Raw genomic sequence first — 25,055 nt, forward strand, 5'->3', positions numbered from 1 at the left:
AGCCAACTCAGTCGATTCTAAAAAATGAGGAGATAGATAAACGACTGTTATTTAGATCATTACAGTACTTTTTGTGATTTAAAAGAGCTGCGCTATGTAATAGATTACTTTTATAAATTACGAGCCTATTGATCTTGGCTTCAATATCCACCACTTTTTCAAAAAGCGCTGTTGTTTCATTTAAATAGCCTTGATGAGTTGCACTGTGTTTTTCTGTATCAGCAATCATGTTATGCACGCTATTTTGGTTATCAGCTGTCACTTTAATAATATTCTCAGGCAGATATTTGTATATGCCTGTGCCACCCCATTCTTTGTCTGACAAATAATGCACTGCTGCAAATGTTTTATCATCCGTTGAATCAATATGTGGCATACGCTGCAAGGTATTTAATTCATCCGCATTTTGAGTAACTAATGAAAGTTTACAGCGGTGAAGATATAAATTATTTTCGCCGCTAGTAATGATCCCTTGCTCTAAAAGTTCGTTAACTAGCTGCTCAAAAGCTCGGTAATAAGGCGCAGGCATTTCATCTCGTTTGCCAGGGTATAGAGTGCCATCGCTGCCAAAAGGCTGGAAATAGGCTGTCTCTGTGGCAAATTGATAAATAGGCTCAACGCTGTGTAAAAAGTCATCAACAATAATAACGGCTTCATTAATTTCACCAATAAACACTTGGCTTACTTTATAGTCTTTATTTAATTGATAGCCTTCCATTGTTTGCCCCAGTCTTTCCATAATTGTGGAATATACTAACAAAAATAGTGGCTTATGCGTGATAATATTTACTTGCTTATAGCTTGTTTTTTCATCACTTAAGGTTAATTAGCAACATGGGTAAATTTGTTAATTTATAATGTACAAACTGCCACAAAATTTTCACTTCCTTTTTGTTGCCAAAACCTATAGGCTTTGGGCACTAACAGCAAAAACATATTATAAAATTAATGGAGCAGTATCATGGCGGAGCAACAAGTACAGCCTTTACATAACGAAAAACATGCCAACACTAAAATTCAAAATGGCATCAACATTGAGTTCATGAAAACTCAGCACTTAGTACCTGTGGTTGCACACGAATTTGCACGCATCGCAAATGAATTCCCAATGGCATTTGTTAAAAACAACGAATCAGGTAAATTTCAAGCAGTTGCTTTATTTGGTCTAGAGCCAGGCGAAAACCTTTTCATTCAAGACGGCAAATGGACAGCTGCATTTGCACCTATGTCTATGACTCGTTACCCACTTGGTCTTGTTAAGCATCCAGAAGCTGACCAATTTGGTATCGTAATCGACGAAGCAAGCCCACTTGTAAGCGAAGAAACAGGTAATGCACTTTTCGAAAACGGTGAAGAAACTGAGTACCTTAAGCGTCGTAAAGAAGCACTTGTTTCTTTCATCGAGTTCTCTCAGGTAACTGAAGCATTCACTAAGTACCTTGCAGACAAAGAACTACTAGTAGCTCAAACGCTAACTGTAGAAATCAAAGGTGAGAAAAAAGACATCAACGGTATCTACCTTGTTGATGAGAAAAAACTTAACTCACTAAGTGATGAAGAGTTCTTAGACCTTCGTAAGCGTGGTTACTTAGCACCTATCTACTCTTTCTTAACGTCTACTCACCAAGTAGCACGTTTAGCACGTTTAAAAGCAGCTCAAGCTTAATTTTAAACTGCTGAAAAAAAGCGCCATTAGGCGCTTTTTTTGTTTCTTTCGTCTGTTAAAGCTTGAAAACCAGCGACGAATTATTCACATTGGGCTTACAAACTAAAATAAATATAAGTGCCCCTATGTTAAAAACATTACTCACCTCAGCCATTGCGCTTAGCGCATTATCATTTAGTACTTTCAGCCATAGTAGTGATCAACCTTTCGCTATTGCTATTCATGGTGGTGCTGGAACAATTGAAAAAAGCCGCTTCACGCCAGAGCAAGAAAAAGCTTACCGTGCAAAACTAAAAGAAGCCGTTGAAACAGGCTATGCTGTGCTCGAAAAAGGCGGTGAGAGCCTAGATGCCATTACTGCGGCAATTAATGTGCTTGAGAACTCGCCGTATTTCAACGCTGGTCGCGGTGCTGTATATACTTATGACGGTGCACATGAGCTTGACGCATCGATTATGGATGGTCGTACACGCCAAGCAGGAGCTGTTGCTGGGGTTAAGCACATTGAAAACCCAATTAACTTGGCGCGCTTAGTGATGGAAAAATCAGTGCATGTTATGCTCAGCGGTCAAGGTGCCGAAGAGTTTGCAAAAACTCAAGGTATGCCGCTGGTTGAAAACAACCTTTTCGATACTGAAAATCGCTACAAAGCGTTATTAAAAGCAAAAGAAAAGCTCGATAAACAAAAAGTCACCAGCAAAGACTACCAAGCTGCACACAAAGCCCTGCCAGTTAATTACAAAATGGGCACTGTTGGAGCGGTTGCACTTGATAAAAACGGTAATATCGCCGCAGGTACCTCTACAGGTGGTATGACAGCAAAACGTTTTGGTCGTGTGGGTGATTCACCTGTGATTGGTGCAGGAACCTTTGCTGAAAATGAATCATGTGCAGTATCTGCGACAGGTCATGGTGAGTATTTTATTCGCTACAATGTGGCAGCTGATATTTGTGCTCGCGTAAAATACCAAGGTAAAACCATTGTGGAAGCAGGTAACGAAGTGATCCACGATGTATTAATGCCTGTAGGGGGAACTGGTGGTGTGATCATCATTGATGCTAAAGGTAACATCAGTTTGCCGTTTAACACCGCTGGTATGTATCGTGCGAGTAAATCGAATACATCACCAACGTATGTGGGTATTTTTAAAGACGAGTAATTACCTGTAACGAATCTTCAGGCAATAAAAAACCGAGTTTCACAACTCGGTTTTTTATTGCCACCAAAGTTATTGGCGATTAATTTTTACCTTGAAAGGTGTTTCATCTTGATTCGTTGAGCGATAAGGGTTGATATCTAAACCGCCACGGCGTGTATAACGGGCATACACTTCAAGCTCTTCGAGGTTTAACTGCTGCATTAAATCGCAGTAAATACGCTCCACACATTGTTCATGAAATTCGTTGTGAGTTCTAAACGAAATTAAATATTTTAATAAGGCTTCATGGCAAATCGCTTGGCCTTTATAACGAATAATCACACTCGCCCAATCAGGCTGTGAGGTGATCAAACAGTTCGATTTTAGTAAGTGACTATGTAGGGTTTCTGAGACAATCTCATCACCATTATGGCGAAGTGAGCTGGCATCAATATCATAGCTAGTGATTTCGATATCCAGATCATCAATACATTCGCCCGGTAACGCTGAAAATGGCAAACAATTGAAATCATCAGCTTGGTATAAAGTAACGATCACCGGTGCATTTACCGCATCGGATAAGTCTTTGCTCAGTGCTTGATGTACGTCATCCGGCGTCTCAAAACGTGTTTGATTAAAGCTGTTTAGGTACAATTTGAATGACTTTGACTCAATGATGTGACTGCTTTGACAAGGAAATACAAACGTTGCCACAGCGACCATTGGCTTACCCTTGCTATTTAGCCACGATAATTCATAGCCAGTCCAAATATCTTGGCCTTTAAACGGTAAGTTATCTTCGCTAACACCTAATGCATCACGGTTTAATTTACGGGCAATAGGAAACAGTAAACTGGGTGTGTAGGTATCTACATACTCTGTGCTTTTACCAAGAACAGTGTTTTTCAGTTCGGGTGAGTTGCTGTAATCTGTCATCTTTACACTTTTGTAGTTACAATGGCGGCATTATACCTAAAGCCAATGAGTTTCGCAGTATGTCTGTTTCTACAAAACTAGATAAGTTACATCAAGCATTTAGTGAAAAATGCCTCGAACGCACAGGAAAGCTTCCTGTTATTGAACATGATACAGCATGGCCAAGTCCCTGTGAGCAGGGTGAAGTCGATGAGCAGGGGCTTATTCAGTGGTGTGCAACCCCACAACAACCTGCTGGCAGTTTAGAAGACTTAGCCAAGGCACTCGAATTATCGTTTCCTGAAGATTTAAGCCCATTGTTTGGTCATGTCTATGCGGGTAATTTATTATTGAGTGTTGATGATCATCACATTGAACTGTTACAAGCATGGAATGAAGATGATTTTAGCCGCTTACAGCAAAATATTACCGGTCACGTGTTAATGAAGCGCAAGCTAAAGCAGCCAGAAACCGTATTTATTGGTCTTACAGAGCAAGATGATCTGCTGATCACTGTATTAGTCGAAAGCGGTGAGGTTTGCTTAGAGTATGTGGGTAAAAAACCACATCATGTGCTAGCGAAAAGCATCAGTGAGTTTTTAGACAAAGTAACGGTGTAAGCTTAAAAAGTAAAAAGGGGCGGTTGCCCCTTTCGTGTATTATTGCCTTTATTAAATTATTGAAAGTCCCACGAAATATTCGAAACAATGCCACAGGGCTCGCACCGAAAATCAAATAAGCCAAACCATGGCTCTGGTAATTTCCATTCGCCATCGCAGCTTGGGCAACGACGTTTAAGCTCTGACTCTTTATCAACGCCGCCTACACGGTATAAATAGTAATAAACCGGCTTCTTGGTTAGAAAACTAATACGTTTCGTGATATCACGACCACGGCGGTATAAGTCACTCTTGATGCTAGTTAGCTCTTCAAGCGCAGGAAATTCACAACGGGTTGCACCATTGATCTGAATTTGATCGCACGCTTGCCAGTCTTCTTGCCATTTAATGAGTGTTTTGTAATCGCCATTGGCAATGGCTGGAATGCGAAATAACGGCACAGGCAAAAAGTCATCACCACAATAAAGCGGGCTACAGGTGTGCACGTACGTGGTATACAAAATATAGCACGACGGATCATGACACATGTCTGCGCCATTTGAGTGAATGTCTTGGCCGACCACTTTAACTTTTGGTGCCAGTAAGCCTGCAGTGTTTAATTGCTCAATGCTATGTTTTACAAACGGGCTATGGTTGAGCGGATGCATCGCATCTTCGGTTGGGCACATTACACGAGTAATGAAAAATCCATCTTTTAAAACCGTTGGAAATTCATCACCAATTATTTGGCCGTTAAAACGAAGCGCATTCACTAGGCGGTTTATCGCCTGCTCAGCAAGCTCTAGGGTAGTATCTTGGTAGCAATCAAAAGTCAGATCGACAACAAACATTATTTTTTCTCAAGCAGTGCTAATAACCTATCTAATTTAGCTTCAATACGATCCAATTGGCTTTCTTTTGGTGTACTCAGTTGTTCATTTGACGGGTTATTGATGAAATTATTAATTGAATCCGGGTTGTTTTTATATTGGCTAACCGCAGCGATGATCACAGGCATCGGCATAGGTTGGGTTAACTTACTTTTAGTTAAGGCAACTGTTGGGGTTTTACCTTCATCAAGAAGGGTTTTAATTGCATCAAATACAACGGCATTCATTTTTGTATAAACTCTTTTATAAAGACTAAAAAGCACCGCAGTATATGGGCTGCAGTGCGCGCGTATGGTAGCAATAATAGATGTGGAGTGAAATTACTTTCCTAATTAACGAGCTAAAAGAATGTTATTTAAGCTTGTTAATTAGCTCGCAGGCGTTACTGGCGTAACCTTGCGTCTAATTCATCAATCACCTCGCTCCAAGCACCATCTTCTGCAAGTGACTCTGCCAAAAAGTGTTGCTGAGCTTCATCCCAAAAAGGCGCTTCCTGCAATAGGGTTGTATCAGACAGTTGATGAGATGCTATAAAAGCATCTATTTCACTTTCTTTGCTCGGTAAACCAAGTTGTGCAAATAGGGTCGAAATATCATGTTTTGTCGTATCCATAGTTCTGCTCCTTGTGTATGGCGATAATTATTACTGCTTGAACTTAATGATGATGAACCGCAGTTTAACTTACGCTGAATTTGTCTTTAATCACCGTTGGGTATATACCTTATAGTCTAGTACGAAAATAATAAAACAAATAAAAGGATGAGTATTTTGACAGTTGCTGAACCCGAAACCTTAAGTGTGCAATACCTGAGTGCTGAAGATATCAGCACTGCCGCAAGCCTTATTTATCAAGCCTATCATGATGATCCCGTTCTTCAGAATGTATTAGGTTTTCAACAAGATAACCCAAGTAAATATGAAACTAAATTACGTGCTTTAGTACGTGAAGAGCTAGCAAGTTTCTGGCAAGAAAAACAGCCTCTAATAGGTCTTTACTCACAAAGTAGATTAAAAGCCATTGCCTGTGTATTTGATTCGGCAAGTGAACTACAAGCTGAGCGATACTGGCATTGGCGCTTAAAACTGATGCTCAGTGCGGGTTACTTGCAAACCAATCAGCTTATAGAAAAAGAGCGCACTATTCGTGAAGCGCTTTCAAGCAAAGGCCATTATCTGTTTTTAGCCTTTATAGCCGTTGACCCACATTTTCAGGGGCAAGGTTTAGGCAGATATCTGCTACGAGGGCTTGATGATTTAGTTGAGTCAAGCAATCAAGCAAGTGGTTTAGCTGTATTTGTTACCCGCTCTGAACAGCGTGAATTCTTTAGCTCTGAAGGGTTTGAGGTGTTCAAAGCCTTGAGCTTTAACCAAGTTGAAGGTGACTTGATGTTCAAAGCTGCAAATTAAGCAAAGGACGTTTTGGAAATAGCAATGTGCGATAAGTCTCACATTGCTGTGCGTTTTATCAGTTTAATGCCTTTAAATTTGTACCTATAATTGCTTATTGTAATGATTTTAAAGGATTTATTGTTTTTGTCATTTTTGTGACTTAGAAAAAATTACTTTTTATGCCTACCAAGATATCCGCATTTCTCTAAACTTAATCATGTCAAGAAGACGCAGGTTCAATGAATGAACTGATGCCAAGGATTAGGATTATGGCAACAAAGCAAGATGCTTAGCAGGAAGCAAAGGGACAAGAGCTAGGGAAGCAAGGAAGAACGAGGACGCTGCCAGGATGCAGTACAATCGCGGAGCGATTGAAAAGGACTGACCAAAGGATGATTTTAGCAGGAAGCTAAAGGAGCGTTTGGAAAACGAAGTGGATAGCCATTGACGGCAAGAGGACGGCACTAGGATGTGTTAAATGTTACATGAAGTAGCATGGTGGGTGTATCGGATGTATACCCGTTCAGGGGAAAGATAAAAAGGCAGCTTCGGCATAAGTAAGGATACTTAATCATGGAAGTAGCAAGATTGGGGCGTGGCTATTAGCTACGCCTTAGTTCTTTCTGGAGGTTGCACTTCTCGCACTTGCAATTATTCTTGTATAACTCGCAACTCGCAACTCGCAACTCGCAACTCGCAACTCGCAACTCGCAACTCGCAACTCGCAACTCGCAACTTAAATCTTATGTGGCGGTATTACGACACTTTTAAGTAATTCATTTTCCATGATCAAAACGCCTTGATACACGTTTTGTCCATCACTTGAAAACTCAAAAATAAATTCGCTTTTGATACCTGGTTTGCCGCTTTTTAAAATACCAAGTCGGCGTTTATTGCAAGCAACACTCATCAATTGCACATTTAATTGCTCAATTTGTCTTTGTGCATGAAGATTAGCTGCTTCGGCTACTTTTCTGTTTAACCAAAAAAAGTAGATGATGCTGCCAATGATGATAAGTGTCCACAAGCCTGCCATTTACGAGAATAACCTTCCAATTGCTCGAGCGAGTGTTTCGCTACGATTTTCTTTTCTTAATAAACCTAGTAGGTGAGGGCGAATACTAGGAATTGCAACTAAATCGGTGAAAATACTCACAAACAGTTGTTCAATTTCAGTGTGGTGTGCACAGCAATCCATAAACACATGTAAGCGTTCTGGGTCTTCAAGCGTGCTAAAACAACGCCCTGCAATCGTTAATAGTACATCTGACTGGGTGTTCATATCAGAGCGTAATACAGCATCTACAAGTTGCGCAGTTAAACCTTGTGCTGGTGTTTTTGATAAGCTTCTGAGGGCTGCTACAAGGGCGATGTCGTCTTTATGCTCTATGGCGTTTAAACCATAGGCTAACAATTGTTCTGCAAACACAGGTTCGATTGCAACATGTTCAAGCATTGCACTTAGCGGCTGTAATACTTCGACTGGTAATTGCCCCCAAGCGGCTTGTAGATTTGCTAAATTGTTGTCGTTATCTAAACGCATCGCAAAGTCTGCAATACCTTGTACTGCAACACTTTGCCAATTATCAAATCCCAGTTTGCCTGAAAAATACAGCTGCGCATATTCGTAATACTGTGAAGCACTTTGTTTAAGTAAGCATTTAACCTGTGCATTAAATGCCGCTAGCTTGTTGGCGTTTGGCGTAAATACATACGGGTTGTTGTCTAATTTGCCTTCGGCATTTTCACCGGTAATTTCTGTACCAAGCGCTTCAATTACCATGTTTGCGAAATGATCGCGGCTTGCGCTTACAAGACGGCTTTGCTCATCTAGTGGGAATTTTAAAAACCATACATAAGGTTCTTTAGACACTTTTATATCCCAAAATTGAATAGCAAGCCAAGCATGACCAGCAAGCGGGTAAGGGTAAGGGATTTTTGTTTCTTCAATGGCAAGAAATTGTTTTTTGTCTAATTTCGTGATGTGTCTGCCAATATCGAAGGCACGCCAAGTGGTACCTGCTGCATCCAGAAGTTGCCCTAAAGTGGCGATCTGCTCAGTCATAAAATCTCAATTACCGTAATTAATCTATATCAGCCGCGAATTATACGCCATACCATGGCGCCTTGGAACAGGGTATACTAAGCACAAAGGTATTAAGAGTTTTACAATGCATCAACAGACTTTGGCGCTGCTGCGCGAATTAGAATCCACATTACAACGCCATTCACTTTGGCAAACAACACCGATTGACCCAAGTGCACTCAATTCTAGTGTACCGTTTTGTCATGACACCATGGCTTTTGAGCAATGGCTGCAATTTGTTTTTCTTGAAAAAATGCATACCCTCATTGCACATGCCCAGCCTTTACCCCGTAATTTTGCAATTGCACCTATGGCTGAAATGATGTTGGCACAACACAACGGCGGTAATGATGTGATTAACGTTTTACAAAAACTCGATCAACTTTTGAGTGATGACTAAGATGCAAGAGAGTGTTAAGCCACAATTTGATGAGTTAACGATTCTGTACCGCGATGAAAATTACATTGCGATTGATAAACCATCTGGTTTATTGGTTCACCGTTCGTTTTTAGACAAACACGAAACCCAATTTGCTATGCAAATGCTGCGTGACCAAATTGGTCAACACGTGTTTCCTGTACATCGTTTAGATAGACCAACCTCAGGCGTATTACTGTTTGCGTTAAGTTCAGAAGCAGCCCGTGATATGAATCAGTTATTTATTGATGGGCAAATTGAAAAGCGTTATTTAGCTTTAGTAAGAGGCTTTTTAAACGAATCAATCTTCTTAGATAAACCTTTAAAAGAAGAGCTTGATAAAATTGCCGATAAGTTTGCTGATCAAAATAAAGCACCGCAAGAAGCACAAACGCAATTTCATTGCCTGCACCAAGCAAGCTTGCCTATTCCAATTGGTAAATACCCAACAGTTCGTTACTCGCTGGTGGAGTGTTTTCCAAAAACTGGCCGCAAACATCAAATACGCCGTCATTTAAAACATTTATCATTGCCAATTATTGGTGATGTAAATCATGGTGATAATCAGCATAATCAATTTTTTAGAGAGCATTTTCAGCTTCGTCGTTTAATGTTATTTGCCTCTGAATTAAAGTTTGTGCACCCTTATAGCAAGCAACCAATAACAATTAGAGCGCCATTAGGCGATGCAATGTTAACGATTTGCCAGCAACTTGGCTGGCCAACAGAAGAAAAGGATTATTATGGCAACCATTAGTATTTTTGTCGGCAGTGTTTACGGCGGTGCTGAGCGTTTAAGCGAACAAGTTATTGAAGTTATTGAAAAGTCTGAGCATCAAGCGAAATTAGTTGAAAATGGCACGGTTGATGACATGCTGGCTGCGTCACATATTTTAGTGATCACTTCAACGACGGGTCAGGGCGATATACCTGACAATTTAATCGCTTTATATAGCCAATTAAATGATCAATTCCCACTGTTAACAGGCAAGCAATACGGCATTATTGCTATGGGCGACCGCAGCTATGGCGATACGTTTTGTGGTGCAGGTCGCAGTTTTGATGAGCTGTTTCGCGATTTACAGGCAAAACCTGTCGGTCATCGTTTAGAAATTGATGCCTGTGAAGATTTTGAACCTTGGCCTGTTACTGAGCCATGGTTAAACGAATGGCTGACGAAAATTAGTTAATGTCTATTAATTAGCTAGTGTCTCTTAAAAGTGCTGATTGAATAAGCAATTGGCACTTTCCCCTTGGTTTTTCGAGTACAGAATCTGTGACCTTGGTGATATACTTAACCATCATTTTATGAGGCTGTTATGATTTCAAAAAACCAACTGAAACTAATTCGTGCATTAGGTCAAAAGAAATACCGTAAGCAATATAACCAGTACCTTGTTCAAGGCGAAAAAAATGTACTTGAATTACTAAACAGTGGTTTAAGTATTGCTCATATTTTTGCGACCCCAGCATTTATTTCTGCGCATCAAACAGCGCTTGCAGCCCATAAAGTCATTGAAGCAGATGAAGACAGCCTAACTAAAGCCAGTACACTTGTTAGTAACAACGCCGCCATTGCTGTTGTTGATATGCCAAGTCAGCAAGCATTACCAACATCGGGACTTATTTTAGCCCTTGATGGCGTGTCGGATCCGGGGAATTTGGGCACGATTATTCGTGTTGCTGATTGGTATGGTATTAAGCATATTGTTACCAGCACAGACAGTGCGGATGCTTATAACCCTAAAACCATCAGCGCAACCATGGGTTCATTTGCTCGCGTGTGTGTCTCACAAACTGATTTAACTAGTTACTTACCAAGCCTAAAGCTCCCTGTGTATGGTGCATTTTTAGAAGGTGAGAACATCCATAAAACTGCTCTTAAACAAGATGCCGTATTACTCATGGGCAGTGAATCTCATGGTATTCGTGCTGATTGCGAAAGCTTAGTTACTGATAAAATAACCATTCCGGCTTATGGCCAAGCAGAATCGCTTAATGTTGCAATGGCAACGGGTATTATTTTAGATAATTTTAAGCGCCACGCTTAACCTTTTACCCTAAAATGGGTTAAATTGAAGAATAACAATAAAAATCGGTAAAACAATTAGATGCGCTTAAGCACCATAAAATTAGCGGGTTTCAAATCGTTTGTTGAACCCACTAAGATCCCATTCCCTGATCAGATGACGTGTGTTGTCGGCCCGAACGGCTGTGGCAAATCAAATGTCATTGATGCAGTGCGTTGGGTGCTAGGTGAAAGCTCAGCTAAAAACTTACGTGGCGATGCCATGACCGATGTTATTTTTAACGGCTCAACTAATCGAAAGCCAATTTCACAAGCCTCTGTTGAGTTGGTGTTTGATAACACCAGTGGTCATTTACCGAATACCTTTGCTGATCGAAACCAAGTGGCGATCAAACGCTTAGTGACTCGAGATGGCCAGTCAATTTATTTTCTAAATGGCAGCAAATGCCGTAAGCGTGATATTACCGACATCTTTTTAGGCACAGGTCTTGGCCCGCGCAGTTATGCGATTATTGAGCAGGGCATGATCTCGCGTTTAATTGAGAGTAAACCGGCTGATTTACGTGTTTTTTTAGAAGAAGCAGCGGGGGTTTCAAAATACAAAGAGCGTCGTCGTGAAACGCAAACCCGCATTAAAAGTACCCGCGAAAACCTTGAGCGATTGCTTGATGTAAGGCAGGAGTTGCAAACACAGCTCGATAAACTTGCAGTGCAATCAGTCGATGCAAAAAAATACCGAGAGCTAAAAGCCACTGAGCGCACCTTAAAAGGGCAAATTGCGGTTTTAAAATGGCAGAAGTTACACCAACAACAAATCGATAAAGCTGAGCAAATTAATAAACTTAAAGAGCAAATTCAGTTCTTTAGAGAAGCGCACTCTGGCCACGATGATGTTTTAGCAAGTCTTGAAAATCAGGTGCAACTTGAGCAGCAAAAACTGCAAGACGCCCAGCAGGCTCAGCATCAAACTCATACAGAGTTAACCCGCAAAGAGCAGCAACAGATCAGCTTAAAGCAGCAACAGCAAACACTTAGCCAAAACCTCATCAAACAGCAACAACTGCAGTTACAAAATAAAGAGTTGCAAGAAGAGCAACACGCCTCAGCCGCCATTTTACAAGAGCAGCTACAAGAAGCGATTGAGCAAAGTTTACTGTGCGCCGAGCAAGTTGCAGAGGTTGAAGAACAAGTCGCACAGCAACAGCAACAAACACAAAGCGCCAATGAGCAATATCAAAGCACCTTACAGAAAAGCCAAGCACATAGCAGTGATATTAATGTTGCAAAGAGTCAACAGGCTCACTTTGCCCAGACTGTTGCGCAACTTGAGTCTCAGCAGGCACAACTTGCCGCTGAAATTAATGAACTTGAAGCGACTCCAGTTGCAGCGCAAATTGCAGAGCAACAACAGCAAATTCAATCACTGACGAAAGAGCTTGCGCAGCAACAAAGTGCGCTGAATAAGCTCACTCAAAATCTAGAACAAGCGGATAAAGAGCAACAGCACTTAGAGCAGGACTTAAAGCGGGTTCAGCAGCACAGCAATGAAAATAGAGCCAGCATAGCTGCGCTTAACTCTTTGTTATCAGAGCAAACCGACAACGAAAGTGTCTCTCTATTGGCGCAGTTAAAGGTGGCTTCAGGCTTTGAGCCGCTAATTGAACAAGCCCTACTTGGCCTTGAGCATCTAAAGGTCAGTCAACATAAAGAGCCTAACAGTGTTTGGCCTGCATCTGATGATGAGTTACCAAAAGAGTCATTAGCTAATTATATCGAATCGGGTGCTTACCCTGATTTATTAGCACGGTTTGCATTTCAACCTTGTTTTGATGACGCTATTTTGGCGGATCCATATTGGCTGGCTGTGATTGATGAAGAAGGCTGTATGCATGGTCGTAACTTTCATACCGATGCTAATAAAGACGCCGACAACTCTTTGCTTTTAAAGCATGCTCAGCTAAGTGATGCACAGCAGTTAGATGAAGAGCTCAACGAGCAATTAGAAACTAAGCAGCAATTGCTAAATGAGCATCTAGCTCACAAGAAAACACTTATCGCCGATAAAGAGCAATACAGAGAACGAATTCACCAAGCAGCTCAGCAGATTGTATCGGCCAGCACTCGACGCGATATGTTATTAGAGCAGCAAACCCAGTGGCAAAACCAGCTTGTTAAGTTGCAACAGCGTCAAACTTTATTGGCTGAGCAAAAGCAAAATGCTGACCAACAGCAACAAACTCAGCAGTGTTTACTTGAGCAACTGTTAGAGCAGCAATTAGAACTTGAAACTGAGTTAGAGCAAGCAAAACACCTACAAGCTGAGGCAAATAACCGCTACCGCCAAGTGGCTTCTATGCTTGAGCAATATAAAACGCAAGCCCATCAAGCAAATTTGGCTGAACAAAAAGCTCGCAGTGAGTGTCAACTTAGCGAAACCAAACTTCAGCATGCAAATGCCGCCCAAAGTGCTGCCAGTGAAGCTGTATTAGAGCTCAACGAGCAACTAGAAGAGCTAGTGATCCCGCTTGAAGAAGTAGCAGAGCAGATTATGCTATTACTTGAAAAGCATCAACAAAGTGACGTTGAGCTGAAAAACTTGCAAGCGGCCTTGAGTCAAGCTAAAAAGGAGCTTGCTGATAAGCAAACAGCACTGAAATCATCGCAATCTGAGTTGGTGACGTTACAAGAGCAGTTGCAAGCACTGGCTCTGGATGAGCAAAGTTTAATCGTGAAGGCGCAAGCTGCGTTAGAGCCACTTGAAGAACTGGAACAAAATTTAAAAACAGTACTTGAAGAACTGCCTGACAATGCCAATTTAAATAGCATGCAAACGAGGCTTACAAAAACCACGCAAGCATTAAATGAACTTGGCGCGGTGAACTTAGCGGCAATAGATGAGTTTGAGCAGGCTAAACAGCGCAGCGATTATTTAAATCAGCAGCTTGATGACTTAACACAAGCATTAAATACCCTTGAAGGGGCGATTCAAAAAATCGACCGAGAAACAAAAAATCGTTTCAAGGCGACCTTTGAACAAGTAAATACAGACTTTGGGGAGTTATTCCCAAAAGTGTTTGGTGGCGGTAGTGCTTACCTTGAATTGACCAGTGATGATCTACTTGAAAGTGGGGTGAGCATCATGGCAAGGCCACCAGGCAAGAAAAATTCGACAATTCACCTGCTTAGTGGTGGAGAAAAAGCGCTGACCGCATTATCATTGGTGTTTTCAATATTCAGGCTCAATCCAGCTCCATTCTGTATGCTAGATGAAGTGGATGCGCCATTGGATGATGCGAACGTGGGTCGTTTTTGCCGTTTGGTAGAAGAGATGTCACAATCAGTACAATTTATTTATATCAGTCATAACAAGATTGCTATGGAAATGGCAGGCAGATTGACCGGTGTAACTATGGCGGAACCAGGTGTATCACGTATGGTCGCTGTAGATATAGAACAAGCTGTGCAAATGGCACATGCATAAAATTTAGGCATATCAAATAATAAAGGTGAGGGGATGGCCGAAGAATTAAGATGGGCTTTAATCGTAATCAGTGTATTTGTCATTGGTGGTTTATTAATTCACGGCTTATGGTCGGTGCGTAAAAAGGACAGCCCAGATACGCCTTCAGTTGAACGGGTTGAACCGAACGAAACAACCAGCGAGGTTCAAGAGCCTGCAACTGCAAAACCGCAAGAACGTGATGAGCCAGAGTTTGGTGATTTAAGCTTTTCAGCAGAAAGTCACGACGAACCAGCTGTTTCAGAACAGGTTGTTGAAGAGCCTGAAGCTAAGCAACAAGAAACTGAAGAAGAACCTGCTGATGCACAAGCTCCAACCGATTTCATTATTGTGCATTTACAAATGCCAGAAGGTTTAACAATGGATGGCAGCCAATTATTGCCAGCTGTTAATATGTTAGGCTTTAAGTATTCTGAAGAAGGTTTCTTTAACCGTCATTTAGACCCAGCTGGCACAGGCCCGGTGTTATTCCGTTTAGTGAATATGTACAACCCAGGCACGTTCGATATTGATAATATGGAACAGTTTAGTACGGCAGGTGTTAGCTTATTTATGACCTTACCATGTGATGGCGATGGTCTAAGTGCATTCAACATGTTGCACAGCGCAGCTAAAAAGCTAGCAGATGAATTTGGTGCAACGATTTTAGATAGCAACCGTGAAGAAATGACGGTTGAAAGCGTTCGTGAGTATGTTGAGAAAGTTCGCAGCTTTTCATCATAATCGCACACACAGAGTATAAGTATTAGGCCACTTGGCGTTAAGTCGTCTAAGTGGCTTTTTTATGTAGATTTTTGAGGTTTTCATGTCCAGCCCTATCTTTGAGCAAATTAGCCAACTTCGTGCCCAGTTAGAAGAGCATAACCATAATTATTATGTGCTGGATGCACCGAGCATTCCTGATGCTGAATATGACCGTTTAATGCGCGAATTAAGCGCCCTTGAGCAAGCTAATCCAGAGTTTCAAAGCCCTGACTCTCCGACTCAAAAAGTCGGTGGCGCAGCACTTGATAAGTTTGAGCAAGTCACTCACCAAGTGCCAATGCTGTCACTTGATAATGCCTTTTCAGAAGAAGAGTTTGCTGCATTTAACCGCCGTATCAAAGAGCGTTTAATGGATAACAAGGAGCTGACTTTTTGTTGTGAGCCAAAGCTTGATGGTTTAGCGGTATCAATTATTTACCGTGATGGGGTTTTAGTTCAAGCAGCTACCCGTGGCGATGGCATGGTAGGTGAAAACATCACCCAAAACGTGAAAACAATTCGTAATGTGCCGCTTAAGTTACGTGGCGATGACTTTCCAGCAGAGCTTGAAGTGCGCGGTGAAGTATTTATGGACAGCGCTGGTTTTGCCAAACTAAACAGTGAAGCCGAAAAACGTGGCGACAAAGTCTTTGTTAACCCGCGTAATGCTGCGGCTGGTAGCTTACGACAGCTTGATTCTAAAGTAACAGCAAAACGTCCACTGATGTTTTATGCCTACAGCACTGGGCTTGTTGCCGATGGGCAGTTACCAGAAGATCACTATCAACAACTGGCTAAACTGACCGATTGGGGTTTACCACTTTGCCCAGAAACAAAACTGGTTGAAGGCCAGCAAGCTGCACTTGATTATTACCAAGATATATTGACGCGTCGAAGTAGCCTTGCCTACGAAATTGACGGTGTGGTAATAAAAGTTAACGACAAAAAACACCAAGAGCGTTTAGGCTTTGTGGCACGTGCGCCGCGCTGGGCAATTGCTTTTAAATTCCCTGCGCAAGAAGAAATCACCCAATTACTTGATGTTGAGTTTCAGGTAGGGCGCACTGGCGCAATTACCCCTGTAGCACGATTAGAGCCGGTATTTGTGGGTGGCGTAACGGTATCTAACGCAACGCTGCATAATGGTGATGAAATTGCCCGTTTAGGCGTTAAAATTGGCGATACCGTGATTATTCGCCGTGCTGGTGATGTTATTCCACAAATTACCCAAGTTGTCCTTGAGCGTCGCCCTGACGATGCGAAAGACATTGAATTTCCTGCTACCTGCCCAATTTGTGACTCACATGTGGAGCGCATTGAAGGTGAAGCGGTTGCCCGCTGTACCGGTGGTTTAGTGTGCCAAGCGCAGCGCAAGCAAGCAATTAAACATTTTGCGTCACGTAAAGCCCTTGATGTTGATGGTTTAGGCGACAAAATTGTTGATCAACTCGTTGACCGTGAACTGATCAAAACACCTGCTGATTTATTTATCCTTAAACAAGGGCATTTTGAATCCCTAGAGCGAATGGGTCCAAAGTCTGCTAAGAACTTAGTTAATGCGCTGCAAGATGCTAAGCAAACAACCTTAGCTAAATTCCTATACTCGTTAGGTATTCGTGAAGTGGGTGAAGCAACCGCGCAAAACTTAGCAAACCACTTTTTAACACTAGAAAAAATCACTCAAGCAAGCGTTGATGCGTTAACTGAAGTAAGTGACGTAGGTGAGATCGTTGCTAAGCATGTACGTGGCTTCTTTAGCGAAGAGCACAATATGGCAGTTGTAAATGCGTTAGTTGAGCAAGGTATTCACTGGCCAGAATTAACCGCGCCGAGCGCCGATGCGCAGCCATTAGCGGGCTTAACTTACGTACTAACCGGCACATTGAGCGAGCTTAACCGTAATGATGCAAAAGCGCGTTTACAAGCTTTAGGTGCAAAAGTGTCGGGTAGTGTATCGGCTAAAACAGATGCATTGATTGCAGGTGAAAAAGCGGGCTCAAAATTAACCAAAGCACAAGACCTAGGCATTGATGTGTTAACTGAGGCTGATCTTATTGCGCTTTTAAGTGAGCACAATGGATAGTCTATTGCAGGCACTGTCGTCAGTTGCTTTAACAATCGGCAGCTGGCTGCAACCACACCTTTACAATATTTCATTACTGCTGGTAGTGTGCTTTTTATCCTTGTATGCAAACGACATTATTAAAGTGACCAAGCGCTTTGTCGCGCGTCGTCACTTTATTATACGCGTGCTTTGCTTTGTGTTGGTCACAGGGTTTGGCATGGGCTTACTTGTGGTGTTTGTAACTCCATTTTTAAGTAAGCTGCTAATGCTACTCGGAGTTAAATGGCTGGCGCTTACACTTACAGCTGCGTTTTTGGTACTCGGCATCATTGCTGATAAGAAGAACCAAATATGAATCGCTACGGGCCAGAATACTGGGATAAACATGGCGCTTATCGAACCCCAGTGGCGTTTCATTTAACTTTGTTAGTATTGTTACGCAGTTACTTTATATGGATTATGGCGGCGCTCAGCCGTCGCCCTGATTTAGATATCATGTCGCTGTTTTTTAAGTCGAAAAGCGATTTCTTTACAGCCATTGCTATAGCAGCAATCGCCTTATTACCGGCGGTGATCTTTTGTTTACGCCGACCTCAAGAAAATGCTGAAAGTGCAAAACGTCTCGCGTCTTTATGGCGCTTTATGCGCTGGCCATTAATTTTGTGTGCCATCACAGATTTAAGTTGGTTAACCTATCAGGCTGCGCACAGTCATTATCAGTTTTCGTTTTTTTTAGCCTGTCAAATGGTACTGGTGTTATGGGTACTGTTATATTTATTAAAAAGCAGATATCTGTCGGTCTTTTTTAATGATTGGCCAGATCCAATTGAAAAAGAGTAGGGCTGCAATATGTTGGCAATTAATAAGCTTTTAGCAAAAATTTCACTCACTATCGCGCTGGTATTAATTGCTTTATGGGTATTTACGTCACTTTGGCACAGTGCTGCATTTTCGTTGTTTGTGATGTTATGGGGCTTTATTACGTTATCAAGCTTATATCGAGTGACTCCGTTATTTGTAGCGCGTAACCCCATTACTGATTTACTAAAGCGTGATGTAAATCAGCTAGCGCTGATAAGTCTGGCTGGTTTATTCGATTTTAAACGCAAAGCTGAGTTTGTTTTAATTGGCCAAATTAAGCAGATTGAAATCGGCGAAGGTATAATCCATGTAACGGATGTCAACGACCAGCAAATAACTGCAGTATTGAGTGTTGCTAGCAGCCAAATTAATAGCCATTTAGCACAGCTACTTTCTGAGCGTGAACGTGCACAAATAGATATCCGGCTGCAAACACATTAATCACTAGATGCGTGCTGCTTGCCCTTAGTAGGGCTTGTGATGTACTGTGCAACTGTTGTATTCAACCCTGAGGGAGCACTATGTTAACTTGGCAAGATATTTTAGAGTTTGCCCATAACGGCAACCCAACACCTCCACGTCGAGTCGAAAAATCGCCATCTGAATGGCAAGCCGAGCTCGAACAAGATGTATTCTATGTTACCCGCTTAAAAGGCACCGAACGTCCTCACAGCTCTGATTCATGTACGATATTTGAACCTGGTCAATATGCATGTATATGTTGTGACAACTTACTATTTGACGGTGATGAAAAGTTCGATAGTGGCACCGGCTGGCCGTCATTTACTCAGCCAAGCAGTGTTGAAAGCATTGCCTATATTGCGGACTCTAGCCATGGTATGCAGCGAATTGAAGCCGTATGTAATGTTTGCGATGCACATTTAGGACATGTATTCCCCGATGGCCCGCCGCCAAGTGGTTTACGCTATTGCATGAATGCCATAGCGATGAAAAAACGCGACTAATGCGTGTTTAACCCATACTTAATCTAGGTACTGGGCAATGATGAAAATAAGGTGCTCACGGTGAATTGGCTTACTAATTATGTAGTCTGTCAAAATACTGGATTGCGCCTTATCGTCTTTTAATACCGATGCTGTAACCGCAATGATTGGAATATGCTTAAAGCGATCATCACTACGAATTAGCTGACTTGCTTCTAATCCACCCATCACTGGCATCTTTAGATCCATAATGATCAGATCAGGTTGGTTCTCTTCTACCTTTTTCAAGGCCTCTTCACCGTTTATTGCTGTATCTATTGTAAAGCTCCAGCGTGATAGAAATGACTCCAAGTACTCTCGGTTGTATGGAATATCATCAACTATCAATATACGAGCTGGATTAAAATGATAGCTAGAAATAGCAGGGTAATTTCGATGTTTAACCTCTGTTTTTGATTCGGCAAATTCTATATTTGGTAGCAATACAATAAACTCGCTACCTTTATCTTTTTCACTAATTACAGATAGTTCACCACCCATCAATTTTATAAAGCGATGAGATATAGCTAAACCGAGTCCAGTGCCACCAAATTCAGAACTGCGTTGCCCTTGAACTTGCTCAAAATCATTAAAAATCAGCGCTTGTTGATCGGTTGGGATCCCCTTGCCAGTATCTTTGACATGAATTTTTATATTAATGTGGCCATCATTTTCACGTTCTTCAAAGTCAAAGTGAACTTTAACGCTACCATGTGAGGTAAATTTAATCGCATTACTGATCAAGTTTGTCAGTACCTGTCGAACTTTATTGCTATCAAGTAAAACAGGGGTTTTAAATTCAGGGTGTGAAGTGATCTGTAAATCTAGATCCTTTTGAGCGCTGAGCTGCAAAAACATCATACTTAGTTCATGGCACATCGTCGGAATTTCGACCCTTTCCATGTCCAGCTGCATTTTTCCTGCATCAATTTTAGATAAATCAAGAATATCATTGAGGACGTTTAGCAGAGAGCTGCCAGAGATCGAAATGGCTTCTAAATAGCGGCGTTTATTTTTATCAGTTTCACTGTCTTGGAGTAATTGGCTGAAGCCTAATACTGCATTAAGCGGTGTTCTTAGCTCATGTGACATATTCGCTAAGAACCTGCTCTTAGCTTGGTTTGACTGCTCGGCTTGCTCTTTGGCATCCAAGTATTCTTGAGTTCGTTTTGCAACGGTTTCTTCTAATTGACTATGTTGCTCATGCATGCTGTTTATTTGTTGTCTTACGGCAGCACGCATCATTTTAAAACCACTGGCAAGAGTGCCAATTTCATCACGACTTTTAATATTTATTGGGCAATTTAGATCGCCAGTGGTAACTGCATGCGAAAACTCAACTAATTGCTCAATAGGCTGTAAAATAATTCGGCGTATAATGATATAAGCAATGAGTAATGCAGTAAGTAAGTAAATTGCGAACAGTGATACAGCATTGCTGATAATTGATTTAGTTTTTAATGTTAAATCAATATCTGAAAAACTAACAATAACATAGCCAATATTTTCATCTTGGGCGTTATTGATTGGAACTGCTACAGCATATTGTTGATCTAAAGTGATGATAGAATTTTGTTTTGGATTGAGCTGCTTTATTATCGTTTGATTTGTTTCTAAGGTATCGACTTTGCTGTAATCAGGGTGAGCGGCAATAAAGTTATTCTGATCGATAAAGTAGATTGTCTTTAAATCATCAAATGTATTATTTGCCAGAATACCTTTAAGAGTGATGCCTTGAATTTTTAAAACCCAACTACCTACTGTATTGTCTTTTGTAAGGGTCTTTATCTCTGAGAGCATAGGTGAAACGATGGCATTAGCTTTTTCACTCATATTCAGCAAGGTTTGCTCTTTTAACTCAATAACATGTAAAGTTGTACTTACCCCTAAAATCAACGTAATAGTAAACCCAATAATGAGTAGGATTTTATGAGCAATACTGACTCTCATTGTTTATTTTCACTCCTTGTCTGTAATGCCCGCATATTAACATTAATTTTTGCATCAGTAGCTTTTATTGATTGCTTTATGTCTGCTCCATAAAAAATTTGACTAAATGTTTGCGATATAAGCTCACCGACAACTGGAAACTCAACCATCCCAGCTTGCAAACGGTCAGGAGTAGCATGCTCAAATACCCATAACATGGCTTTATTAAAGCCTGGTTTGTTTACGAGAGTAAATAGTTTCTCGTGCCACACCTTTTGTCTTGGCGGTGAGCCGCCTGTACTTAATAATGCCGCTGTTTGCTCACTGGTTGCCCACTGAATAAATAACCACGCTGCTTTTTTTTGATTTGATTGGTTATTAATTGCGAATGCCCAAGACCAAGGAGATGTTTCACGGGCGACTGGACCGGCTGGTAACGGCGCGGCTTCCCATTTATTCCAAATATCTGATTCTTCAGCGGTATCTATTTCATTATAAAAATGAGAGGCTAAAAACGCCGAAGCAAGTTGACCTTCTTTAAATAGTCGACGAATTTCATAAAAGTGCAGCAAGCGACTGTTATCAGGATTGCCGAATCCCGTTACAAGGTCTCGGTATGCTTGCAGACTTTGTGCTGTTTGAGGGCTATCAAAAACAGACTGACCTTGCGCGTCAATTACTTCAGCACCATAAGCACGCATAATGGGTAACACTGTCCAAGTGTTTAATCCTGCACCTGGCAGAGTTCGGGAGGCAAATGCGTGCATGCCATTTAAAGATGGGGTGCGGTCAATTGCCTTTTGAAGCTTAATTTTAGTCTCTTGTAGTTGCTCGTACGTGTCGGGTACCGCTAAGTTAAAGTGCTCGAACAGATCTTTACGATAAAAATAAATCGGTGCAGAAAAATCAAATGGTAACGAGTATAAAGCGCCATTGATTTTACAAAGAGCCAAGCTACGTTCGCTAATATCTTCTAACTGATACCAAGCTTTGTCTGTGAGTTTTGGGTTATCAATATAGGGTTGTAGGGGATCTATCCAGCCTCGACTTTGTGCTTCACCCAAAAAGGTTATACCCATTGGCAGTACATCATAGAGGCCTGTATGCATACTTAAATCTTGGTGGCGACGAACACGCATTTGAGATTGTTCTAAGGCATGAAAACCTACAGATATCCCTGTTAACTCTTCAAATAGAGGGATATATGGCTTTAGGGCCAAAAATGCAGGCTGCTCATCTGCTAATATGTTGATATGTGTACCAGACTCACTTTGCCAGCTTATTTTGGCTTGCTGCCAATATTGCAACATTGCAGAAGCTGAACAAATAGGGCTTGTAATTATGAAAGATGCAATAAGGAGATGCTTTATTAATTTCAAAAAGATGCTCCACGAAGAGGGTTATTCAGAAAGCTTGATATTTAACTTGGCAGCTTGTGCTTTTATTTTATCAAACCTCATAGCTTGTTCATCTTCTAAAGACTGAGACGCTAAGAGGGTGTAGCACTTTCTTGCAAGCATTAAGTTGAAAGACTGCCCTTGACTGCTTGTGTCAAATAAACACTGTAGCAGATTTAACGCAATACTGGCATTTTTAGGCATAATTCTAAATGCTTGTGTGAATGCCTCAAGCGCAGTATTGAGCTGGCCTTTATTAAACTGCGTTACAGCGTGGTTATTGAGCTCTTTCGGGCCAAGCTTAATATCACGTCGCTCAGTTTGCTGTTGTTGAATATAACGTAAATACACCGGATCGCTTACTGACGGGTGGCGTTCACAGTGAGTTATTATTTGGTTAAACAGCATCTGTGCTTTGTGGTGAAAACCAAGCTCATGAAACGCTTTCGCTTTATCGAGCGCTCCATCTACAGAACGAATCTGAGTGTCACTTTCATCAAGTTGATTGATAAGTGCTTTAGCCTTTTGATGTTCATCTTTTAAATAATGTAAACGTGCGTTAAGAACATCAATTTGTGTTTGATTATTACTATTCGGAAATTGTTTTTTTAAATCACTCAAATATTGATTTGTTTGTCTTGAAATGCGATTAACTTGATCGGTTTGATCCGTCGTTAAGGCAAAATCAATCCCTGCACGAGCCGCATTTAGGTACACATCAGGGTTGTCGTGAATTGAGTGTTTAGCATAACTAGCTATATCTTTTTGGGTTAAATAATTTTTCTCGTAGTCATGATTAAGTAATGAAACATGGCTAAGCGTTTTTTGCCTCTCGATATTGCGAGGTGCAATTTCAACAGCTTGGCTGAAAAAAAGCTGTGCGTCATCAAATTTATTGAGCTTTATCTCTAACTTTCCGAGTAAATCCAGAGCTACTAAGCGTGTTTCACTCCTTTGTAGCATAGTCCTCAACATTCTATGAGCGAGAGTATGCTCATTATTTGCAATTAAAGCTTCCACTAAACCAACTTTTGCCCATGTAAATTTTTGAATATCGAGCACAGATTTGAAAAATGCTTTGGCTTGTTCATTTCTGTTTAAACGAAGTAGGGCATCGCCTTTTAATCTCAATAAAATCGCACTGTAACTATTCGATTTGTTTTGTAGTAATTGATCAATGCTCTTTATAGCTTTTGAGTCGTTTTCATCATCAATCAACTGGTATATATTTTTTAGATGATGCTTTCGCAATAAAACTTTTTCAATTCTATTTTTTAAGTCGTAAATAGTAAAAGGTTTAACAAGAAAGTCATCCGGCTGCAGCTCTAAAACACTATGAACCAAAGAACCACTGGTTTCTGCAGATATAAATATAAAACCTGTGGAGTTTTTAATTAGGCGTTTAACTTTAAGTTCTTCATAAAGCTGATAGCCATCCTGGTGTTTACTTAGATTAAAAGAACAAACAATGAGATCAAACTGTTCTATTTGACACTGTTCTTTGGCAGCAATAGCGTGTTCTGCAAATCGCAACTGACGAAACCCCAATCCCTCTAGAGACTGCTTCATATAGCTCTGAGCAAGTGCTTGCTCTTCGACTATTAATATTTTGGCTTTCGAAAAAATCTTTGCGGGCATTAGACTTGCGACCGAGTATTGTTAACAGTGACTATAATAAACAGTCTAGCTGCTGACAAGGCAAATTACAGCTTTTGCAACGATTTAAAGTTTAGCTTTGGGCTATATCAATAAAGTGAGAAGTGATGAGTAATAGACTTTAGAAGTTAGATATTAGAAGTTAGATATTAGAAGTTAGATATTAGAAGTTAGATATTAGAAGTTAGATATTAGAAGTTAGATATTAGAAGTTAGATATTAGAAGTTAGATATTAGAAGTTAGATATTAGAAGTGATTGTTATATGTGGTGGGTCGTACTGGACTTGAATCATCGAGCCTGTGTTTTGTGAAGAGTGGCGATGCTTTTGAAAATTAGAGATAAAATAAAGAAGATTTAAAGAAAGTATTTATGAAGTGTTTATATGTGGTGGGTCGTACTGGACTTGAACCAGTGACCCTCGCCTTGTAAGGGCGATGCTCTCCCAACTGAGCTAACGACCCACATATAAATTTTTTGAAGATTAAATGGTTGGTCTTACTGAACTTAACCACCGAGCCTTTTCGTTGTAAAGAGTTGCGATGCTCTTTGCTCCAAAAAGTAATGGTGGGTCGTACTGGACTTGAACCAGTGACCCTCGCCTTGTAAGGGCGATGCTCTCCCAACTGAGCTAACGACCCATATAATCTTTTTCTTCGCTACCATTTTTAACTTTTTGCTTTAAAAAGTAAATGGTGGGTCGTACTGGACTTGAACCAGTGACCCTCGCCTTGTAAGGGCGATGCTCTCCCAACTGAGCTAACGACCC

The 25,055-nt window shown here is 41.0% G+C and carries 25 protein-coding genes and 3 tRNA genes; 15 read left to right on the forward strand and 13 right to left on the reverse strand.

What is annotated here, in order from left to right; all coding sequences use genetic code 11:
- Positions 1-7: 7 nt before the first annotated feature.
- Positions 8-718, reverse strand: a complete 711-nt coding sequence (locus JIG37_RS13125) for a DUF6445 family protein (protein WP_054553728.1) — start codon at positions 716-718, stop codon at positions 8-10.
- Positions 719-961: 243 nt separating this feature from the next.
- On the opposite strand from JIG37_RS13125, the gene JIG37_RS13130 reads away from it, so the two are divergent.
- A complete protein-coding gene (locus JIG37_RS13130; protein WP_054553727.1) occupies positions 962-1,666 on the forward strand; it encodes a SapC family protein in 705 nt (234 codons plus the stop codon).
- A 125-nt stretch (positions 1,667-1,791) separates the two neighbouring features.
- Positions 1,792-2,826 (forward strand): isoaspartyl peptidase/L-asparaginase, encoded by a 1,035-nt coding sequence (locus tag JIG37_RS13135; RefSeq protein WP_054553772.1) that lies wholly within the window; start codon positions 1,792-1,794, stop codon positions 2,824-2,826.
- Positions 2,827-2,895: 69 nt separating this feature from the next.
- Here JIG37_RS13135 and queF read toward each other — a convergent pair whose 3' ends face one another.
- Positions 2,896-3,741, reverse strand: coding sequence for an NADPH-dependent 7-cyano-7-deazaguanine reductase QueF (queF, locus tag JIG37_RS13140; RefSeq protein WP_199529530.1), 846 nt, complete (start codon positions 3,739-3,741; stop codon positions 2,896-2,898).
- 59 nt (positions 3,742-3,800) lie between these two features.
- Between queF and syd the strand changes: the two genes are divergently transcribed.
- Complete coding sequence (gene syd, locus JIG37_RS13145; protein ID WP_054553725.1) at positions 3,801-4,340, forward strand: SecY-interacting protein; 540 nt, start codon at positions 3,801-3,803, stop codon at positions 4,338-4,340.
- Between the two features lie 56 nt (positions 4,341-4,396).
- On the opposite strand, the gene JIG37_RS13150 is transcribed toward syd, so the two are convergent.
- The 3 genes from JIG37_RS13150 to JIG37_RS13160 form a co-directional block, all read right to left on the reverse strand.
- On the reverse strand, positions 4,397-5,170 hold the full coding sequence (locus tag JIG37_RS13150; RefSeq protein ID WP_054553724.1) for a Zn-ribbon-containing protein: 774 nt from the start codon (positions 5,168-5,170) through the stop codon (positions 4,397-4,399).
- A complete protein-coding gene (locus tag JIG37_RS13155) occupies positions 5,170-5,436 on the reverse strand; it encodes a hypothetical protein (RefSeq protein ID WP_054553723.1) in 267 nt (88 codons plus the stop codon). Before JIG37_RS13155 ends, JIG37_RS13150 begins: the two co-directional genes overlap by 1 nt.
- A gap of 155 nt (positions 5,437-5,591) precedes the next feature.
- Entirely contained in the window at positions 5,592-5,822 is a 231-nt protein-coding gene (locus JIG37_RS13160) for a DUF2789 domain-containing protein (RefSeq protein WP_036969581.1), read from the reverse strand.
- Positions 5,823-5,969: 147 nt separating this feature from the next.
- On the opposite strand from JIG37_RS13160, the gene JIG37_RS13165 reads away from it, so the two are divergent.
- Positions 5,970-6,617: a GNAT family N-acetyltransferase gene (locus JIG37_RS13165; protein ID WP_054563618.1), complete on the forward strand. Its 648-nt coding sequence runs from the start codon at positions 5,970-5,972 to the stop codon at positions 6,615-6,617.
- A gap of 718 nt (positions 6,618-7,335) precedes the next feature.
- Here JIG37_RS13165 and JIG37_RS13170 read toward each other — a convergent pair.
- A complete protein-coding gene (locus JIG37_RS13170; RefSeq protein ID WP_054553721.1) occupies positions 7,336-7,635 on the reverse strand; it encodes a DUF3301 domain-containing protein in 300 nt (99 codons plus the stop codon).
- Positions 7,636-8,664 carry a DUF3549 family protein gene (locus JIG37_RS13175; RefSeq protein WP_199529531.1) on the reverse strand — a complete coding sequence of 343 codons (1,029 nt, stop codon included), beginning with the start codon at positions 8,662-8,664 and terminating at the stop codon, positions 7,636-7,638.
- Positions 8,665-8,770: 106 nt separating this feature from the next.
- Between JIG37_RS13175 and JIG37_RS13180 the strand changes: the two genes are divergently transcribed.
- From JIG37_RS13180 to msrB, 11 genes are all read left to right on the forward strand, one after another.
- Positions 8,771-9,085 carry a YqcC family protein gene (locus JIG37_RS13180; RefSeq protein ID WP_199529532.1) on the forward strand — a complete coding sequence of 105 codons (315 nt, stop codon included), beginning with the start codon at positions 8,771-8,773 and terminating at the stop codon, positions 9,083-9,085.
- Position 9,086: 1 nt separating this feature from the next.
- Complete coding sequence (gene truC / locus JIG37_RS13185; protein WP_063527466.1) at positions 9,087-9,860, forward strand: tRNA pseudouridine(65) synthase TruC; 774 nt, start codon at positions 9,087-9,089, stop codon at positions 9,858-9,860.
- The gene (locus JIG37_RS13190; RefSeq protein ID WP_166341487.1) at positions 9,847-10,293 is read left to right on the forward strand and encodes a flavodoxin; all 447 of its coding nucleotides are present in this window, start codon (positions 9,847-9,849) and stop codon (positions 10,291-10,293) included. Before truC ends, JIG37_RS13190 begins: the two co-directional genes overlap by 14 nt.
- A gap of 129 nt (positions 10,294-10,422) precedes the next feature.
- Entirely contained in the window at positions 10,423-11,154 is a 732-nt protein-coding gene (locus JIG37_RS13195; protein WP_199529533.1) for an RNA methyltransferase, read from the forward strand.
- Positions 11,155-11,214: 60 nt separating this feature from the next.
- Positions 11,215-14,613 (forward strand): AAA family ATPase, encoded by a 3,399-nt coding sequence (locus JIG37_RS13200; protein WP_199529534.1) that lies wholly within the window; start codon positions 11,215-11,217, stop codon positions 14,611-14,613.
- Positions 14,614-14,646: 33 nt separating this feature from the next.
- Positions 14,647-15,375, forward strand: coding sequence for a cell division protein ZipA (zipA, locus tag JIG37_RS13205; protein ID WP_199529535.1), 729 nt, complete (start codon positions 14,647-14,649; stop codon positions 15,373-15,375).
- Positions 15,376-15,457: 82 nt separating this feature from the next.
- A complete protein-coding gene (gene ligA / locus JIG37_RS13210; protein WP_199529536.1) occupies positions 15,458-17,479 on the forward strand; it encodes an NAD-dependent DNA ligase LigA in 2,022 nt (673 codons plus the stop codon).
- Positions 17,472-17,816, forward strand: a complete 345-nt coding sequence (locus tag JIG37_RS13215) for a DUF3392 family protein (protein ID WP_054553712.1) — start codon at positions 17,472-17,474, stop codon at positions 17,814-17,816. Before ligA ends, JIG37_RS13215 begins: the two co-directional genes overlap by 8 nt.
- Positions 17,813-18,301, forward strand: coding sequence for a DUF2919 domain-containing protein (locus JIG37_RS13220; RefSeq protein WP_199529537.1), 489 nt, complete (start codon positions 17,813-17,815; stop codon positions 18,299-18,301). Before JIG37_RS13215 ends, JIG37_RS13220 begins: the two co-directional genes overlap by 4 nt.
- Before the next feature lie 9 nt (positions 18,302-18,310).
- Positions 18,311-18,763, forward strand: coding sequence for a hypothetical protein (locus JIG37_RS13225; RefSeq protein ID WP_166341479.1), 453 nt, complete (start codon positions 18,311-18,313; stop codon positions 18,761-18,763).
- Positions 18,764-18,843: 80 nt separating this feature from the next.
- Positions 18,844-19,287: a peptide-methionine (R)-S-oxide reductase MsrB gene (gene msrB, locus JIG37_RS13230; RefSeq protein ID WP_199529538.1), complete on the forward strand. Its 444-nt coding sequence runs from the start codon at positions 18,844-18,846 to the stop codon at positions 19,285-19,287.
- 18 nt (positions 19,288-19,305) lie between these two features.
- On the opposite strand, the gene JIG37_RS13235 is transcribed toward msrB, so the two are convergent.
- From JIG37_RS13235 to JIG37_RS13260, 6 genes are all read right to left on the reverse strand, one after another.
- Positions 19,306-21,255 carry an ATP-binding protein gene (locus JIG37_RS13235; RefSeq protein WP_054553708.1) on the reverse strand — a complete coding sequence of 650 codons (1,950 nt, stop codon included), beginning with the start codon at positions 21,253-21,255 and terminating at the stop codon, positions 19,306-19,308.
- Positions 21,252-22,613, reverse strand: a complete 1,362-nt coding sequence (locus tag JIG37_RS13240) for an extracellular solute-binding protein (protein ID WP_199529539.1) — start codon at positions 22,611-22,613, stop codon at positions 21,252-21,254. The genes JIG37_RS13235 and JIG37_RS13240 overlap by 4 nt, the downstream gene beginning before the upstream one ends.
- A gap of 21 nt (positions 22,614-22,634) precedes the next feature.
- Entirely contained in the window at positions 22,635-24,269 is a 1,635-nt protein-coding gene (locus tag JIG37_RS13245) for a response regulator (RefSeq protein ID WP_054553706.1), read from the reverse strand.
- Positions 24,270-24,674: 405 nt separating this feature from the next.
- Positions 24,675-24,750: transfer RNA gene (locus tag JIG37_RS13250), tRNA-Val, on the reverse strand.
- Positions 24,751-24,851: 101 nt separating this feature from the next.
- Positions 24,852-24,927, reverse strand: a tRNA-Val gene (locus JIG37_RS13255).
- Between the two features lie 52 nt (positions 24,928-24,979).
- Positions 24,980-25,055: transfer RNA gene (locus tag JIG37_RS13260), tRNA-Val, on the reverse strand.

Source organism: Pseudoalteromonas sp. bablab_jr010 (assembly GCF_016464105.1).
GTDB lineage: Bacteria > Pseudomonadota > Gammaproteobacteria > Enterobacterales > Alteromonadaceae > Pseudoalteromonas > Pseudoalteromonas simplex.

What these genes read in the sequence shown, in the direction of transcription:
- queF (WP_199529530.1), bottom strand. Translation starts at nt 3,741, where the DNA reads ATGACAGATTACAGCAACTCACCCGAACTGAAAAACACTGTTCTTGGT.
- JIG37_RS13160 (WP_036969581.1), bottom strand. Translation starts at nt 5,822, where the DNA reads ATGGATACGACAAAACATGATATTTCGACCCTATTTGCACAACTTGGT.
- JIG37_RS13155 (WP_054553723.1), bottom strand. Translation starts at nt 5,436, where the DNA reads ATGAATGCCGTTGTATTTGATGCAATTAAAACCCTTCTTGATGAAGGT.
- JIG37_RS13195 (WP_199529533.1), top strand. Translation starts at nt 10,423, where the DNA reads ATGATTTCAAAAAACCAACTGAAACTAATTCGTGCATTAGGTCAAAAG.
- JIG37_RS13190 (WP_166341487.1), top strand. Translation starts at nt 9,847, where the DNA reads ATGGCAACCATTAGTATTTTTGTCGGCAGTGTTTACGGCGGTGCTGAG.
- JIG37_RS13165 (WP_054563618.1), top strand. Translation starts at nt 5,970, where the DNA reads ATGAGTATTTTGACAGTTGCTGAACCCGAAACCTTAAGTGTGCAATAC.
- JIG37_RS13125 (WP_054553728.1), bottom strand. Translation starts at nt 718, where the DNA reads ATGGAAGGCTATCAATTAAATAAAGACTATAAAGTAAGCCAAGTGTTT.
- JIG37_RS13225 (WP_166341479.1), top strand. Translation starts at nt 18,311, where the DNA reads ATGTTGGCAATTAATAAGCTTTTAGCAAAAATTTCACTCACTATCGCG.
- JIG37_RS13150 (WP_054553724.1), bottom strand. Translation starts at nt 5,170, where the DNA reads ATGTTTGTTGTCGATCTGACTTTTGATTGCTACCAAGATACTACCCTA.
- JIG37_RS13175 (WP_199529531.1), bottom strand. Translation starts at nt 8,664, where the DNA reads ATGACTGAGCAGATCGCCACTTTAGGGCAACTTCTGGATGCAGCAGGT.
- JIG37_RS13135 (WP_054553772.1), top strand. Translation starts at nt 1,792, where the DNA reads ATGTTAAAAACATTACTCACCTCAGCCATTGCGCTTAGCGCATTATCA.
- msrB (WP_199529538.1), top strand. Translation starts at nt 18,844, where the DNA reads ATGTTAACTTGGCAAGATATTTTAGAGTTTGCCCATAACGGCAACCCA.
- JIG37_RS13130 (WP_054553727.1), top strand. Translation starts at nt 962, where the DNA reads ATGGCGGAGCAACAAGTACAGCCTTTACATAACGAAAAACATGCCAAC.
- JIG37_RS13180 (WP_199529532.1), top strand. Translation starts at nt 8,771, where the DNA reads ATGCATCAACAGACTTTGGCGCTGCTGCGCGAATTAGAATCCACATTA.
- JIG37_RS13220 (WP_199529537.1), top strand. Translation starts at nt 17,813, where the DNA reads ATGAATCGCTACGGGCCAGAATACTGGGATAAACATGGCGCTTATCGA.
- ligA (WP_199529536.1), top strand. Translation starts at nt 15,458, where the DNA reads ATGTCCAGCCCTATCTTTGAGCAAATTAGCCAACTTCGTGCCCAGTTA.
- JIG37_RS13245 (WP_054553706.1), bottom strand. Translation starts at nt 24,269, where the DNA reads ATGCCCGCAAAGATTTTTTCGAAAGCCAAAATATTAATAGTCGAAGAG.
- JIG37_RS13200 (WP_199529534.1), top strand. Translation starts at nt 11,215, where the DNA reads ATGCGCTTAAGCACCATAAAATTAGCGGGTTTCAAATCGTTTGTTGAA.
- JIG37_RS13170 (WP_054553721.1), bottom strand. Translation starts at nt 7,635, where the DNA reads ATGGCAGGCTTGTGGACACTTATCATCATTGGCAGCATCATCTACTTT.
- truC (WP_063527466.1), top strand. Translation starts at nt 9,087, where the DNA reads ATGCAAGAGAGTGTTAAGCCACAATTTGATGAGTTAACGATTCTGTAC.
- JIG37_RS13235 (WP_054553708.1), bottom strand. Translation starts at nt 21,255, where the DNA reads ATGAGAGTCAGTATTGCTCATAAAATCCTACTCATTATTGGGTTTACT.
- JIG37_RS13215 (WP_054553712.1), top strand. Translation starts at nt 17,472, where the DNA reads ATGGATAGTCTATTGCAGGCACTGTCGTCAGTTGCTTTAACAATCGGC.
- syd (WP_054553725.1), top strand. Translation starts at nt 3,801, where the DNA reads ATGTCTGTTTCTACAAAACTAGATAAGTTACATCAAGCATTTAGTGAA.
- zipA (WP_199529535.1), top strand. Translation starts at nt 14,647, where the DNA reads ATGGCCGAAGAATTAAGATGGGCTTTAATCGTAATCAGTGTATTTGTC.